This window comes from Blautia sp. HA9023 (assembly GCF_056504095.1).
This window is the reverse complement of record NZ_JBWLUR010000008.1, coordinates 449,400-464,293: the sequence shown is the minus strand read 5'-3', so window position 1 is coordinate 464,293 and position 14,894 is coordinate 449,400. Positions and strand designations below refer to the sequence as shown.

Here is a 14,894-nt window from a genome sequence, read left to right as displayed (position 1 = left end):
GTCTATTCTGATCTGTGTTATAATAGACCTCATAATACTGGCGTTCCGGTCTATCACTATGCCAAGCAGGCAGATGCCATCTGTCCATAAACACAGGATACATTTCCGGAACGCTGTCAACAGGAGGAAATCGTTATGAATATTAAAGAAGAAATCCATTCATTATCAGAAGAAATGCTCACAAACCTTGGCAGACTGGTTGCCATCGACTCCCAGCTCGGCACACCTGCCGAAGGAAAGCCTTTCGGTGAAGGCCCTGCAAAAGCCCTGGAAGAAGGTCTCAAGATTGCCGATGAGCTTGGTTTTAAAACCGTAAACCTGGACAACTACTGTGGCTATGCAGAAATGGGTGAGGGCGATGAGATCGTTGGAATCGCCGGACATCTGGATATCGTGCCAGTGGGTGGTGACTGGACTTATGATCCATTTAAGCTTACCCGTGAAGGCGACCATGTATACGGACGTGGAACTACCGATGACAAAGGTCCGATTCTGGAAGCGCTCTACGCCATGAAGCTTCTCCGCGACCACGGTGTAAAACTGAACAAAAGAGTCCGCCTGATCATGGGCTGCAACGAAGAGACCGGTTCCAGATGTATGGCTCACTATAACCAGGTAGCCGAAGAGCTCTCCTGTGGTTTCACACCGGATGCCAATTTCCCATGTATCCACGGCGAAAAGGGACAGCTGGGTATGATGGCCTACTCCAAAAACACCAGGATCCTTTCCATGAACGGCGGTTTTGTTTCCAATGCAATGTGCGACACCTGCACAACTGTTATTCCCGCCGAAGATGATCTGAAAGAAAAGCTGGAAGCAGCACTTTCCCATACAAAGCTCCAGGAATACAAAGTAACTGAAGAAAATGGTGAGCTTACCATCTACGCCAAAGGTGTTCCGGCTCATGCCAGCACCCCGCACCTGGGAGTCAATGCTGCAGGTGTAACCTTTGAATGCCTGGCAGAGGCAGGATTTGAAGATGATTTTGTAAAATTCTATAACTCCCATATCGGCACTGCCTGTGACGGTTCCGGCATCGGTCTGAAATTTGCGGATGAATACGGAGATCTGACCCTGTGCAACGGAATCGTAAAAACAGAAAACGGCGTGATCTCCTGCACCATCGATATCCGTGTCCCGGTTACTCTTAAGGAAGCAGAGATCCGCAAAATGTGTGAGGACAAACTGGAGGATAAAAACGGACGTATTGAGATCAACAACGTTGTTGCCCCATTATTCTTCCCAAGAGAATCTCCACTGGTAAATGCCCTGTACAAAGCTTATACAGATGTAACCGGCGACACAGAGCACAAACCAATGGTCATCGGCGGCGGCACTTACGCAAAATCCCTCAAAAACATCATCGCCTTCGGACCTGAAAAAGAGGGAATCGACTACCGCATCCACGGAGCCGACGAATTTATCCTGGTTTCCGGTATGGAAGAAGCAGTCCTGATCTATATGGAAGCGATCAGAAATCTGCTTGCTATCTGAAAAATACTATAGAAAGATAGGAGAATTTTTATATGAAAGCACATAAATACTGGTCACTTGGAGCATTGCTCTGCATGACAGGTGCTTTTTACACAGGCTACAGAAAATTCATGAAAGCACACAAATATTTCTCTTTCGGCACACTGTTTTGTATGATCATGGCTATCTGGTCCGGTCACAAAATGATCACTCCCTCAAAAAGATCGCAGGAAAAAGAATGTCCTGCTGACAACAAATAACTGCAAATATGAAATTAAAATTGATCGCACTTGATATTGACGGTACACTTACCAACGATGAGAAAAAAATCACAGCAGATACCCTAAGCACACTTCTGAAATTTCAGGAACAGGGAATCCGGGTAATGCTGGCTTCTGCCAGACCTGTACCCGGACTTTATTCTGCTGCCAGTGAGCTGCGCCTTGGTGACCACCACGGCATCCTCATGGCCTACAACGGCGGAAAAGTCGTAGACGCCACAGACGGACAACTTCTTTCACAAACCCATATGGACCTTAATAAAACCCGGGAACTTCTCCGTTTTCTGGAAGCGCTTCCTGTCACTGTAATCCTGGACGACGGCGAACGCTTCTATGTGGAAGATGCTCATGGATATAAGGTGGAATACGAATGCTGGAACAATCAGATGGACTGCACAGAAGTCGATAACCTTGCAGATTTTCTGGATTTTTCCCCGGTAAAGCTTCTCCTATCTGTTGACCCGGATGAAATCCTGAACATTCAGGATATGATCCGCAGCCATCTTCCCGATGATCTCTGTGTTGTCCGCACGGCACCTTTTTATCTGGAAATCATTCCGGTTTCCATCAATAAGGGAAAAGCTCTTCTTGATGTGTGCAGCCGCCTTTGTATCGATCCGGCTGACACGGCAGCATTCGGTGATTCCGAAAATGACATCCCTATGCTCCGGGCTGCCGGCTGTGGTGTTGCCATGGGTAATGCGGAAGATGCGGTAAAGGCTGTCGCTGATAAGGTTACACTGTCCAATAATTCGGACGGTATCGCTCATGCACTTCGTGAACTGATAATGTAACAATTGTTTTCCTATTTCCATACTGGTATAATACGAAAAGACTTTTCAGTATCACGGAGGAAAAAATATCTATGGAACTTTTATTTCTGGCGCTGTTTGCAGCCAGTCTCATCGCATGTGTAGTCACCGGTGCTTCTGTTGTTTTTGCCCTGATATTCGGGTACATTCTGTTCTTTTCCTATGGACTGATCCATGGAAAAAGTGTAAAAGAGATGCTTCGTTTTTCCCGGAACGGAATTTTCACAGTAAAAAATGTTCTGCTGACTTTGTTACTGATCAGTATGCTCACAGCGATCTGGCGTGCCTGTGGTTCCATTGCCTATATCGTATATTATGCATCTGCCATCTGTACTCCTTCCGTGATGCTGCTGGCGTCTTTTCTTCTGTGCTGTCTGATCTCCTTCCTTACGGGAACCTCCTTTGGAAGCGCTGCCACCATCGGCGTAATCTGTATGACTATGGCCAACAGTATGGGTATTCCTCCCTTTCTTACCGGCGGCGCGATCCTGGCCGGGATTTTTTTCGGGGACCGGTGTTCTCCGGTTTCCACCAGTGCGCTTCTTGTCAGTGAACTGACAAAAACGGATCTTTTTTCCAATATCCGGAATATGACACGCAGTGCTCTGGTTCCCTTCATACTCAGTTGTGTTCTGTATGGAATTCTCGGCTTTTCCGTCCATACCAGCACGGCTGTCGATACCACCCGGAACCTGCTTGTGAATTACTATAATTTCACTCCTCTGATGCTGCTGCCGGTTATGATCGTGCTGGTACTTTCCCTTCTTCATGTGGATGTAAAAAAGACCATTGCCATCAGCGGACTGGTGGGAATGGCCATTGCGGTGAGTGTACAGCACTTTCCGGTGTCGGAACTTCCTGCTTTATGTTTCTCAGGATTTTCGCCTTCTGATGGGAAGATTGCGAAACTGATGAGCGGCGGCGGTTTTCTTTCCATGCTGCGGGTTTATCTGATCGTTGGAATTTCTTCCTGCTATTCCGGGATGGTTGAGGGAACCGGATTTCTGAACGGAATTGAAGCCCTGATGGAAAAACTGGGTTCCAGGATCACCCCTTATGGCACAACCTTACTGACTTCCATTGTCACTTCCGCCATCTCCTGCAACCAGACTCTTGCCATCATGCTCACCAGCCAGCTGTGCGGGGAAAACAATCCGGAAAAATCTTCTTTTGCCCTGGATCTGGAAAATACGGTGGTGGTCATAGCGCCCATGATCCCCTGGTCCATTGCAGGAGCCGTGCCGCTGGCTGCCATTGGTGCGCCAAACATCAGTATCGCAGTTGCCTTTTATCTGTATCTGCTGCCGCTGTGGGGACTGGCTGTGCATCTGTTCAGGTAGGGTCTGTTTTTACCGTCAGATCCTTCACCCAACGATACTTCTTATAATTCAGATACACAGCCGGGATCTTCACAAATTCATCCAGACTGATGATAAAGTAAACCGCAAGCACCGGAAGCTTCAGCACAAATGCGGCGATAAGGCCCAGTGGAACCATAATACACCACATGGAAATACAGTCACAGTACAGCCCGAACTTACTGTCTCCGCCTGCACAGAAAATTCCGCTGATGGTTACTCCGTTTACCGAACGTCCGATCATATAATAAGCACAGATCAGGAGCATTCCCTTAAGATATCCTTCCGCTGTAACGCTTAGGTTGGCCGCACGGAGAATCAGCGGACTGAATGCCAGAAGCACCAGTCCGGACATGATTCCGCCACCGTTTCCAAGTCCCATACAGAAACATCCGGCCAGGTTTTTGACAATGCTGGCAATGGAATTGGCGGCTACCGCATCACTTCCCAGATGTCCCATAATTACGGAATACATGGAAAATCCGGTTCCCCAGACGATCTCATTGCAGATCACCGGTGTTGTATATTTCCAGAAATCTCTCCTGAGAACGGGATCGTCTCTGCGGAGATATTTTGCCCGGAGTTTTACCTGATCTTTTCCCACAGTTTCCAGAACGCACCATGTAACTTCAATGATACGAGCCGTTACTGTTGCCAGTGCGGCTCCGGCAATCTCCATTCTTGGCATTCCGAATAATCCATAGATCAGCACTGCATTGATAAAAATATTTACTACCACACTTGTGGCGCTGATCATGCTGCTTTTTGCCGCTCTGCCGCTGTTTTTCAGGATGCAGAGATACATCTGTGAAATTCCGGTAAGCAGATAGGATACCGCGATCACACGAAGATACAGGGAACCGCCCCGGATCAGTACCGGATCATTGGTAAAGATCCTCATCAGCATTCCCGGGATCAGCAGCGCGGACAGAGTAAAGATCAGGGAGATTGCAGTCGTAACTTTCATCACAAAGGCAAAGATCCTCTCCACTGCCGGAATATCTCCCTTTCCCCAGTACTGGGCTGCGATAAGAGAAAGGCCGATGGTCATTGCTTCCAGAAGAAGGTTATGGATAAATGTTATCTGCCCTGCCAGAGATACTGCGGAAAGAGAATCCTGTGAGATCACTCCCAGCATCAGGGCATCGGATGCACTGACCAGAGCCAGCATAAACTGCTGAAAAGCGATGGGCATCACCAGGCTTATAAGCTTTCTGGTGAATGCCGGGTCTTTTTTATTTTTCATTTATTTTTGCCCATGCCTCCTCATCGAATTTCCGTTCTTTAAAGTAATATGGCTTGTCCGCATCCGTGATCTCGCGGATCACGCGGCAGGGATTTCCGGCTGCACATACATTGTCCGGAATGTCCTTTGTCACTACGCTTCCCGCGCCGATCACAACGTTATTTCCAATCTTTACACCCGGAAGAACGCAGCAGCTTCCGCCGATCCACACATTGTCCCCGATGGTGACAGGAATCCCGTACTCAAAAGCGGAATTACGGCTTTCCGGATGGATAGGATGTCCGGCTGTGTAAATACCTACATTGGGGCCAAACATTACGTTATCCCCGATGGTGATTTTTCCCACATCCAGCATCACGCAGTGGGTGTTGGCATAAAAATTCTCTCCGACTTCGATATGGCTTCCGTACTCACAGTGAAACGGCGGCTCAAAATATACGTTTTTCTTATGCTTCAGTCCTGTGCGTTCCAGATATTCCATACCCTTTTCCGGGTCAAAAGGCATGGCCTCATTGTACTTCCGGACGGCCTTTTTTGTTTCTTTCTGCTGCGCCACTACTGCATCATCGGAGATGTATGCCATTTCGTGATCTCTTCTGTAAATATTGTCCATTGTAAATCCCTCTCTTATAAATACACTTTGTTTTCTTCAAAAAAATGCCCGGTGTCTCCTGACGCACTGTGAGTGATTCCGGAGAGGACGGCGGCCATGCTCCACTATATCTGCCTTACAGTTTACGCGGACATTGACCGAAGCATCTTTTCGTTTTATAATTATATTGTATATTTTTAAGTTATTCTATCGGTTTTCTATCTAACTTTATAACAATCCTGCGAGGTATGAATATGATCTATATAGACTTAAAGGATGACCTTTCTGAAAAAATGGTCTACGATTATCCTGACTGTCCGGCCTACACCATCCATGAAATGCTTTCCCACTATCCCAATTATTCCGCTATCAGCCACTGGCATGATGACATTGAATTTCTGATGATCCAGTCCGGCCAGATGCAATATAATGTCAACGGAAAAATCCTCACTCTGGAACAGGGACAGGGGATTTTTGTAAATTCCAGGCAGATGCATTACGGATTTTCTGAAAGTCACAGGGAATGTGAATTTTTTTGCATCCTCATCCACCCCATGCTTCTGTGCACATTACCTGCCTATGAAAAAAACTTCGTCCTTCCTCTGATCCGGAACAACGAAGTTCCCTTTTTTATCTTTGATCCCGGGATTTCCTGGCAGGCACAGATTCTGAAACAAATGGCCGACATCTATGTGCACCGTAAGAGTAAAACTGCTCCTTTACGGATCCTATCCTCTTTTTCCCTGATCTGGGCTCTGCTTCTTGAACATCTGCCCTCTGCCTCCCGGACCGAAGACCATACCAATACAGATCTTACCGCCATCCGGAACATGACCGGTTTTATCCAGCAGAACTACACTTCCAGGATTTCCCTTAAGGAAATTGCGGCTGCCGGTTCCGTAGGTATCAGCAAATGCTGCAAACTCTTTTCCAGATATTTCAGCCAGAGTCCAAATCTCTATCTGAATCAGTACCGCCTGAATAAAAGTGCTCAGCTTCTCCGGGAAACCGATATGACTATAACAGAAATCGCTCTTTCCACCGGCTTTGGCAGTGCCAGTTATTATGCGGAATCTTTTCGAAAATGGGCAGGCATGAGTCCCGGGAAATTTCGCAAAACCTGATAACTGCCCCAGGCAGATCACACTGTCTTCCGGAATTTTGCCGGTGACACCCCGAACTGTTCCCGGAACAGATGATAAAAATGGCTCACATTAGAAAATCCACAACACTCACAGATGTCCAGGATCTCCCTGTCTGTCTGCGCCAGAAGATAGACCGCGTATTTCAGACGTTCCTGGTTGATATACTGAGTAGGAGTTTTCCCGCTGATCTGCTTCATCAGCCTGCAGAGATGGCTCGGAGAACAGGGCGCCAGCTCACACATTCTTTCATAGCCTTCCTGAAGATTTTCGATCTTGGACATATTTAAGAGAAGTTCTGACAGCCAGGACGGCATCTGATTCCAGGGATCCTTTTCATCGTAAATGAAAAAATAATCCTCCAGAAGAAGCGCAATGATACACTGTGCATGATATCTTGCATGCCTGGGATGGCTTTCGTTTACCAGATTTCCGGCAGTATCCATGGCATCCAGGACTTTGCGGAAATTTTCCCCTTCCAGATGAACATAGGCCGGCATCTCGCTGTTTATCAGTTTATCCATCTTTTCTTCCTGTTCCAGAAACAGAGAAACATTTCGAAGCACCTGGGTGGAAAAGCCCAGATTCCGGACACAGAAATTCTCTGAATGAAAAAAGCTGTAACTGTGCATATCATTGGGGCGTATAAAAAACAGGTCTCCTTTTTTCACCGTCTGCACGGAATCATTGATCAAATGATAGGCCGTACCCTCTGAAATAATAAAAAGTTCATAATGATTATGGGTATGTAGCGGCACATGCTTGTAAATATCCGAGATCGTATAGGAAAGTCCGGACTCTTTGCGCAGTGGATATTGTTCTTTTCCAAATACCGGTATTGCCATTTTTTCTACTCCTCCCCGTTTTCTGATATCAATATACTACAAAAATCTGACAGCTGTAAACAAGAAACACGGTGGAAATTATGATATTCTTTTACCGCATTGAAGAAGATTTCTCTGATGCAGAAACTTGATCTTTATTTTTTCAGGGAGGACTTATTATCATGTCATCATCCAAAGCTCGATTTTTTAATCCGGCTGTTGTAGGCCTGATCATGCTCAGCTTTTTTCTGGGTACCAGTGAATATACAGTGATCGGTATCCTGCCGGAAATTGCTGACGGATTCGGGATTTCACTGACACAGGCCGGAAGTATTGTATCTCTGTTTGCTTTCGCCTATGGCCTGGGCACTCCGTTTCTGGCTGCCTATGTGGGAAAATACAACCGTTTCCGTATTACCATGCTTGGAATTTCACTGTTTGCACTCTGCAACCTGATCTGTGCCATTGCTACCAATTACATGGTATTTCTGGTATTCCGTATTCTTACGGCTGTCGTTTCCGGTACTGTGGTTTCCATCTCCATGACTTATGCGGAAGATGTTGCTTCCATCCCGGAGCATATCCCAGGTGTGATCGCAGGTGTTTTTTCGGGCTTCAGTATCGCTTCGGTCATCGGTGTGCCTATCGCTTCCACCATCACTCATGTTTTTGGATGGCGTGCGGCTTTTATCACGATCTTTGTGGCGACTCTGGCTCTGCTGGCGCTTCTGTTTATGAAACTGCCACGTCAGAACCGTCTGAAAGCAGGAAGTATCCTGGAACAGTTTAAGCTTTTTCTGGATAAAAGGATCTCCATCGGCTGTGCCATTGTTTTTCTGGCCGGTGCTTCCACTTACTGTTTTTATACATACCTGACACCGATCTTCCAGCAGGAACTTCACATTCCGGATTCCATGTTAAGCCTTGCACTTCTGATCTTCGGTATTGCAGCTATCACCAGCAACGTAAGTTCCGGTCAGGTGGCAAACAAAACCGGCATCCGCATGCTGCCTCTGATCTATGTGATCCAGACTGTATGTCTGCTGCTTCTTCCCATTGCCACCCACAATCTGGTAAGCGGAGGACTGGTACTTTTTATCCTGGGTGTTGTGATGTATCTTCTGAATTCACCGCTGCAAATGCATTTCCTGAAGATCGCCACCAGGGATCACCCTGCCTGTGTAAACCTGGCTTCTTCTCTGATCTCGGTTTTCTTTAACTTCGGTATTGCAGCCGGTTCTGCCATGGGTGGTGTGATCGTAAAATATGCCGGACTTCGGTTTGTGGGAATCGGCGGTGCCATTCCCGGTATCGGAGCGATCATCTGTGCGGTGATCCTGCTTCAGATCATGAAACCGGGTGCGGATATCCGGTAAATCAAACAATACTGTCCATTTACCGGGACTATAGCATTTCCATAAATTACTGCTATAAAAAATACAGTCAGGAATATATCAGAATCTACCTCCGATACTCCTGGCTGTATTTTTATCTGCATCTTGCCTTGTATCACTCTTTTTATTTTCCTGTAATTTTCATCATTCGTCGTTTTTACAGTCCAATAAAAAGGACTTTATATCTTTCTTATTTCATCTCGATCATAAACAGTCTGGCTGCTTTTTCCTGCGGCATCTTCACTACAAGATTTCCATTTTCGATCTTATATTCGCACATCTCTTCTTTCGGATAGATCACGGATACTTTGCTGATCTTTTCTGCGTCTTCCAGCGGGATCACCGCTTCTGTTGTTCCCGGTGTCCATACAGAAAGATAGGTATTCTTCTCTGCTTTTACTCCGTAAGCGAGAACTTCCGACTTCAGAGTACCGAAGCCCAGCGGGAAGAACGGCACACCGTCACGGACTTCCTCACGGATTTCCTTATACAGGGCGATTCCCTCTTTCATACGGTTCATGGAATTCTCGCCAAGCTTCCATACCATACCGCTGATATACGGGCGAAGGAGCATACCGTTTACCACATTGTAGATCACATGCTCTTCTTCATCCTCATACGGATATACCCACATGCCACCCTGCTCAGGGGCAACCGCACTTGCCACATTGGCTGCAATATTGGCATTGTAGAGATAATCGGTCTGGTCACTGGTTGACTGAAGGCTTAAGACTTTCAGCATACCATAGTCCATACGCTGTCCGCCGGAACCGCAGTTCTCCACAACAAGATCCGGATAATCACGGAAGATCTCCTCATACCACTGATGGAGACATTCATAATGCTCACGGATGGCATCTGCACAGCTGTCGCTGTTCAATTCACTTCCGTATCCCATCGTTACGTTATAGTCCACCTTAAAGTACTCTACGCCATAATCACGGATCAGCCTGTCCACTACATCACGGCAGTATTTCCGTACTTCCGGATTGCGGAAATCCAGCATGTAACGTTTGTTGTCAATGTGGCGTTTTCCATGGCGGCAGACAAACCAGTCATCCGGAAGTTTATTTGCAAGCTCACAGGCAACTCCCATAACTTCGATTTCCAGCCAGAGTCCCATTTTCAGGCCTTTGCTGTGTGCGTAATCGCAGACTTCTTTCAGGCCTCCAGGGAATCTTCCGGATGCTTCCTTCCATTCACCGACACGGTCCCACCAGAATCCGTCGTCATACCATCCTGCATCCAGACAGTAATATTCACATCCCAGCTCTGCCGCCTTGTCAATGATGGAAAGCTCCCGCTCTGTTGTGGGATCTCCCATCAGGCAGTTCATGTAATCATTAAATACCACGTTCAGTTTCTCATCGTCCGGATTTGCTCTGCGTACTTTTCTACGATATCTGGTCAGCGCTGCTACTGCCGGATTCAGACCTCCTTTTACAACGGCTGCCCCTGCCGGAACAGTTGTGAAGCATTCTCCCGGTTTCAGATTCTTATACCATCCATGCTCCTGCTCTGTGGCACCGCTTATAGTAAGATACAGATTCCCACCCTGGGCGGAACCATATTCTATCAGCCACTGTCCGGAACTTTCAACCTGGAAAATATAAGTTTCCCCTGTTTCTCTGTCTTCGGCAATTCCCATTGGAAGATACTCGCAGGTAGACCAGCTTCCCTTTCCACTGTAACAATAACGGTTCAGTCCATATCCCTGATGATTAAATCCGTCTACGACCATTCCGTTTAAGTTCAGTGTCTCTGCATCATATTTCTGCCACTGTGCCTCACAGCACCAGCTGTTAAACGGTACATAGATATCTGTTTTTTTGTAATAAGGTTTGTCACCGCCTCTGGAAATTCCCTGATATATAAAAGAAGAAACGTAAGTCAGGCCCTGATCTTCACTTCCCTCGTTGGTGATCTCTGTCCAGGTCTGCACTGCCGGAACTCCGTCAAACAGGCGCATATGATATACGGCTTTCAGCTTTTCCGGAGAAACCATTACGATCTCCAGTTCTTTTCCACCGTCCTGCTCTTTCAGTTCATGTTTCTCATAAACAAAGTCTACAGAGGACTGATTGATGTTGTTTTTGTAAGCATGCATATTCAGGCTTCCGGTGCCGCTTCTGTGGATCTCAACAGCCGGATAATAAATATCTTCCTTCGGCTCCATGGCTGCTTTTTTTACTTCCTGTGAAGAAAAATCTGCCAGCTCTACCACGCCGTTTTCACGGATACGGAACTGGATATCCAGGCCGTTTTCATGTAATTCGATTATTTTCATATTCCCGTTTTTGTAGCTCATACAAAATATCCTCCCGTTTTTGTAATCTTGATTTCAGTATATCATCGGATTTTCCGCAAGGTGACAGGTATCATCCCCTGAATGAAAAAATGCAATATATTGTCGCATTTATTTTTACGTGATATACTGTTCACAGACCACAAAACGGACATTACAGCAACTGTGGATTGCGAATATACGAGTCAAATGGATATTCGTGATCTCACCACATGCTCAGGAGGTTTTTCATGCCAGATATTTTTCAGGATTCTTCCAGATATTTTCATATTTCCGCCTTTTATGCCCTTTCCCTGCCGTATTATCATATGGAACATCACACACATTCCAGCTATGAGATCATGTACATTACTTCCGGTTCCTGCCGGGTTTTCTGCATGGATGAGGAACAGGACATGGAATTTCCGCTGAAATCCGGGCAGTTTATCTTTATACGCCCGGGTATCCCGCACAGGCTTGAGATCCCGGACGGTTTTCCATGCTCGATCCTGAATCTGGAATTTTCCCTCACCTCCGAAAAAAGCCCGGTTTCTCTGGACCTTCTTCTGAAAAAAGATCCCGGATTTTCCCGGTTCTGGAATTTTATTGCCTCCTCCCGGGGATTCTGCTCCGGCACGGATTCCCGGAATTTCGGATACAGCCTGAAAGACCTTCTCACCTTTTTACAGCGCAGTTCCGATCAGATAAAGGAGGAAGAATTTCTCTTCTTTCTTCTGTTTGGCCGTATGCTCACAGAACTTGCTTTCTGCGCCCGCTCCAGCCGGAACACCCAGGGAAGTGTTTATCTGAAAAAAGCGCTCCGGTATATTGATGAACATTATCTGGAAGACATCGATATTCCTGCCATTGCCGCATATGCAGGGATCAATAAATCCTACCTCCAGGCACTTTTTACAGAAAAAAACGGCTGTACCATCAACACTTATATCAACCGCAAGCGTATGGAGCAGGCCGCCTTTCTTCTGTGCAACAGCACTCTTCACATTACGGATATTGCCTTTTCTTCCGGATATAACAGCCGGCAGCATTTTGCACATACCTTCGAAAAATTTTATCACATGAGTCCTTCCCGGTACCGGAGCCTGCATACCCGTCCTCTTCGCTCGGATACCGAAAAGAAACGCTATCATATGGCGGACGGACGGAAGCTGGAAAGTGAACCTTTTCCGCAGGAATAAAACTTACCATCTCAGATCCATCTTCAGGCTGATACCTGCAATACACGTCTGATCAACCTGAAAAAAGCCGGCCAGGCACGAAGATCTTATCTCTTCGATAACCTGGCCGGCTTTTATATTTATGTCAAGCGGATATTCGCAATCCGCTTCGCTACGTAGCTCTACACCAAATAACTGCTCCGCAGTTGATTTGGTTAACTTTCTATGGAAGCAGATTCTGCATGCTCTTCAAACTGATCGCCAGTGTAGAAGTATTGTGAAGAAGTGCAGATGTAGTCGGCTGCAGGATTCCTGCAACGCCACAGGCGATAAGACCTGCATTAAAGGTAATGATGAAACGGTAATTACGTCTGATGCGCTTCATCAGTGCGTTACTGATCTCTTTCAGAACAACAAGTTCCTGAAGGTCATCTGCACCTACGGTAATGTCTGCGATCTCACGGGCAATCTCAGCGCCATCGCTGATGGCAATACCGACATTGGCTGCGGAAAGTGCCGGAGAATCATTGATTCCGTCACCTACCATGATCACCCTTCTTCCGGCTGCCTTCTCTTTTTCAATGAAGTTGGCCTTATCCTCCGGAAGTACCTCGGAATAATATTCATCCACACCTACACGTCTGGCAATAGCTGCTGCTGTACGCTCGCTGTCTCCTGTCATCATAACGATCTTGGAGATTCCTGCCGCGCGCAGTGCTTCTACAGAAGCTTTTGCCTCCTCACGAAGTGGATCTTCAATACAGATCACAGCTGCAAGACGTCCGTCAATAGCCAGATACAGGTGAGAATATTCTTCCGGAATGCTGTCGAATTTCTCCTGGCCATCCTCCGGGATCACACATTTCTCATCTTCAAAAACAAAGTGATAACTTCCGATCACGGCTTTATGTTCTTCTATGGTAGTGGAAATTCCATGTGCCACTACATATTCAACCTTGGAATGCATCTCTTCATGTGCCAGATGTTTCTTTCTGGCTGCACTGACAACGGCCTTGGCCATGGAGTGCGGGAAATGTTCTTCCATACATGCGGCAATACGCAGCATCTCGTCCGGATTGTTGTTATCAAAGGAAACCACATCCACAACCGTTGGTTTTGCTTTTGTCAGAGTTCCGGTCTTATCAAATACGATGGTATCTGCATCAGCCATTGCTTCCAGATATTTACCACCTTTAACCGTAACTTTATGTGTACCTGCCTCACGGATCGCGGACAGTACGGAGATTGGCATTGCAAGCTTCAGTGCACAGGAGAAATCTACCATCAGGATCGCAAGGGCCTTGGTTGCATTTCTGGTGAGCAGATATGTAAGGGCTGTTCCTCCAAGAGTATACGGAACCAGCTTATCTGCCAGATGCTCTGCCTTGCCTTCCAGGGAAGATTTCAGCTTCTCAGATTCCTCGATCATGGTGACGATCTTGTCATAACGGCTGGAACCACCTACCGTCTTCACCCGGATAGTGATCTCACCTTCCTCCACAACGGTACCTGCATAGGCAACGCTGCCTTCTTTCTTACATACAGGTACAGACTCACCGGTAAGAGACGCCTGGTTCACCATAGCTTCTCCATCCGTAACGCTTCCGTCAAACGGAATCACAGTACCCATACGAACAACAACTTCATCTCCCGGCTGAACTTCTTTGGATTCTACAAGAATTTCCTGATCTTCTCTCTTCAGCCACACCTTGCCAACATTCAGTGACATGGTTCTTGCAAGATCACCGACCGATTTCTTATGTGTCCACTCTTCCAGAATTTCTCCGATTCCAAGCAGGAACATAATGGAACCTGCAGTACCGAAATCCTGACGCAGTACGGATACACCGATCGCAGTGGCATCCAGAACCGGTACTTCGATCTTGCGGTGAAGAAGTGTATCAATGCCCTTCCAGATATATTTCAGGGAAGTTGCTGTCGTATAAATTGCGTTCAACGGATATGGCAGGAAAAGCTTTCTTCCAAAATGATAGATCACCTTGGAGATCAGTTTCTCCTGATATTCTGCATTCAGTGCTCTTCCGGAGCTCTGCAGTACCTGCTGGGGAGCTTCCACATCCTGATAATGGAATGCTCTGATACCGCAGATAACAGCCTCACGGCTGCCCTGATAATTCACAACCGCATCACAGGTTCTCTCATATACCTTGGCGGAAGCCACTCCGTCAAGATTTTCGAGATAATACAGCAAAGTATCCGCCTGCTCGTAACTCATTCTCTTCTGGGCAAGATGAATACGAAGTCGTCCTCTTGTCTCATGTTTAATATAAAATTTCACGGGAAATCGCC

At 46.7% G+C, this 14,894-nt stretch carries 12 protein-coding genes; 7 read left to right on the top strand and 5 right to left on the bottom strand.

The features are described from left to right. The first annotated feature begins 135 nt into the window (after positions 1-135). From AC04Q6_RS12130 to AC04Q6_RS12115, 4 genes are all read left to right on the top strand, one after another. On the top strand, positions 136-1,494 hold the full coding sequence (locus AC04Q6_RS12130; RefSeq protein ID WP_118061989.1) for a M20 family metallopeptidase: 1,359 nt from the start codon (positions 136-138) through the stop codon (positions 1,492-1,494). A 32-nt stretch (positions 1,495-1,526) separates the two neighbouring features. After that, entirely contained in the window at positions 1,527-1,733 is a 207-nt protein-coding gene (locus AC04Q6_RS12125; RefSeq protein ID WP_118070973.1) for a DUF6219 family protein, read from the top strand. 8 nt (positions 1,734-1,741) lie between these two features. After that, a complete protein-coding gene (locus tag AC04Q6_RS12120) occupies positions 1,742-2,548 on the top strand; it encodes a Cof-type HAD-IIB family hydrolase (RefSeq protein ID WP_118070974.1) in 807 nt (268 codons plus the stop codon). A 71-nt stretch (positions 2,549-2,619) separates the two neighbouring features. After that, on the top strand, positions 2,620-3,906 hold the full coding sequence (locus tag AC04Q6_RS12115; protein ID WP_476389696.1) for a Na+/H+ antiporter NhaC family protein: 1,287 nt from the start codon (positions 2,620-2,622) through the stop codon (positions 3,904-3,906). Here AC04Q6_RS12115 and AC04Q6_RS12110 read toward each other — a convergent pair. Together AC04Q6_RS12110 and AC04Q6_RS12105 are read right to left on the bottom strand one after the other, a co-directional pair. After that, positions 3,899-5,170, bottom strand: coding sequence for an MATE family efflux transporter (locus AC04Q6_RS12110; protein WP_118070975.1), 1,272 nt, complete (start codon positions 5,168-5,170; stop codon positions 3,899-3,901). The genes AC04Q6_RS12115 and AC04Q6_RS12110 overlap by 8 nt on opposite strands. Further along, complete coding sequence (locus tag AC04Q6_RS12105; protein ID WP_118061993.1) at positions 5,160-5,783, bottom strand: sugar O-acetyltransferase; 624 nt, start codon at positions 5,781-5,783, stop codon at positions 5,160-5,162. The genes AC04Q6_RS12110 and AC04Q6_RS12105 overlap by 11 nt, the downstream gene beginning before the upstream one ends. A gap of 233 nt (positions 5,784-6,016) precedes the next feature. Here AC04Q6_RS12105 and AC04Q6_RS12100 point away from each other — a divergent pair, with 233 nt between their 5' ends. Beyond that, entirely contained in the window at positions 6,017-6,886 is an 870-nt protein-coding gene (locus AC04Q6_RS12100) for an AraC family transcriptional regulator (protein ID WP_178087486.1), read from the top strand. A 17-nt stretch (positions 6,887-6,903) separates the two neighbouring features. Here the strand turns inward: AC04Q6_RS12100 and AC04Q6_RS12095 are convergent, their stop codons facing one another. Beyond that, on the bottom strand, positions 6,904-7,749 hold the full coding sequence (locus tag AC04Q6_RS12095; protein ID WP_118061995.1) for an AraC family transcriptional regulator: 846 nt from the start codon (positions 7,747-7,749) through the stop codon (positions 6,904-6,906). 161 nt (positions 7,750-7,910) lie between these two features. On the opposite strand from AC04Q6_RS12095, the gene AC04Q6_RS12090 reads away from it, so the two are divergent. Next, positions 7,911-9,104, top strand: a complete 1,194-nt coding sequence (locus AC04Q6_RS12090; protein ID WP_118061996.1) for an MFS transporter — start codon at positions 7,911-7,913, stop codon at positions 9,102-9,104. Between the two features lie 208 nt (positions 9,105-9,312). On the opposite strand, the gene AC04Q6_RS12085 is transcribed toward AC04Q6_RS12090, so the two are convergent. Then, positions 9,313-11,430: a glycoside hydrolase family 36 protein gene (locus AC04Q6_RS12085; RefSeq protein WP_118070977.1), complete on the bottom strand. Its 2,118-nt coding sequence runs from the start codon at positions 11,428-11,430 to the stop codon at positions 9,313-9,315. Positions 11,431-11,657: 227 nt separating this feature from the next. Here AC04Q6_RS12085 and AC04Q6_RS12080 point away from each other — a divergent pair, with 227 nt between their 5' ends. Beyond that, positions 11,658-12,605: an AraC family transcriptional regulator gene (locus AC04Q6_RS12080; protein ID WP_021976224.1), complete on the top strand. Its 948-nt coding sequence runs from the start codon at positions 11,658-11,660 to the stop codon at positions 12,603-12,605. A 202-nt stretch (positions 12,606-12,807) separates the two neighbouring features. On the opposite strand, the gene AC04Q6_RS12075 is transcribed toward AC04Q6_RS12080, so the two are convergent. After that, on the bottom strand, positions 12,808-14,883 hold the full coding sequence (locus AC04Q6_RS12075; RefSeq protein ID WP_118061998.1) for a heavy metal translocating P-type ATPase: 2,076 nt from the start codon (positions 14,881-14,883) through the stop codon (positions 12,808-12,810). Positions 14,884-14,894: the final 11 nt, after the last annotated feature.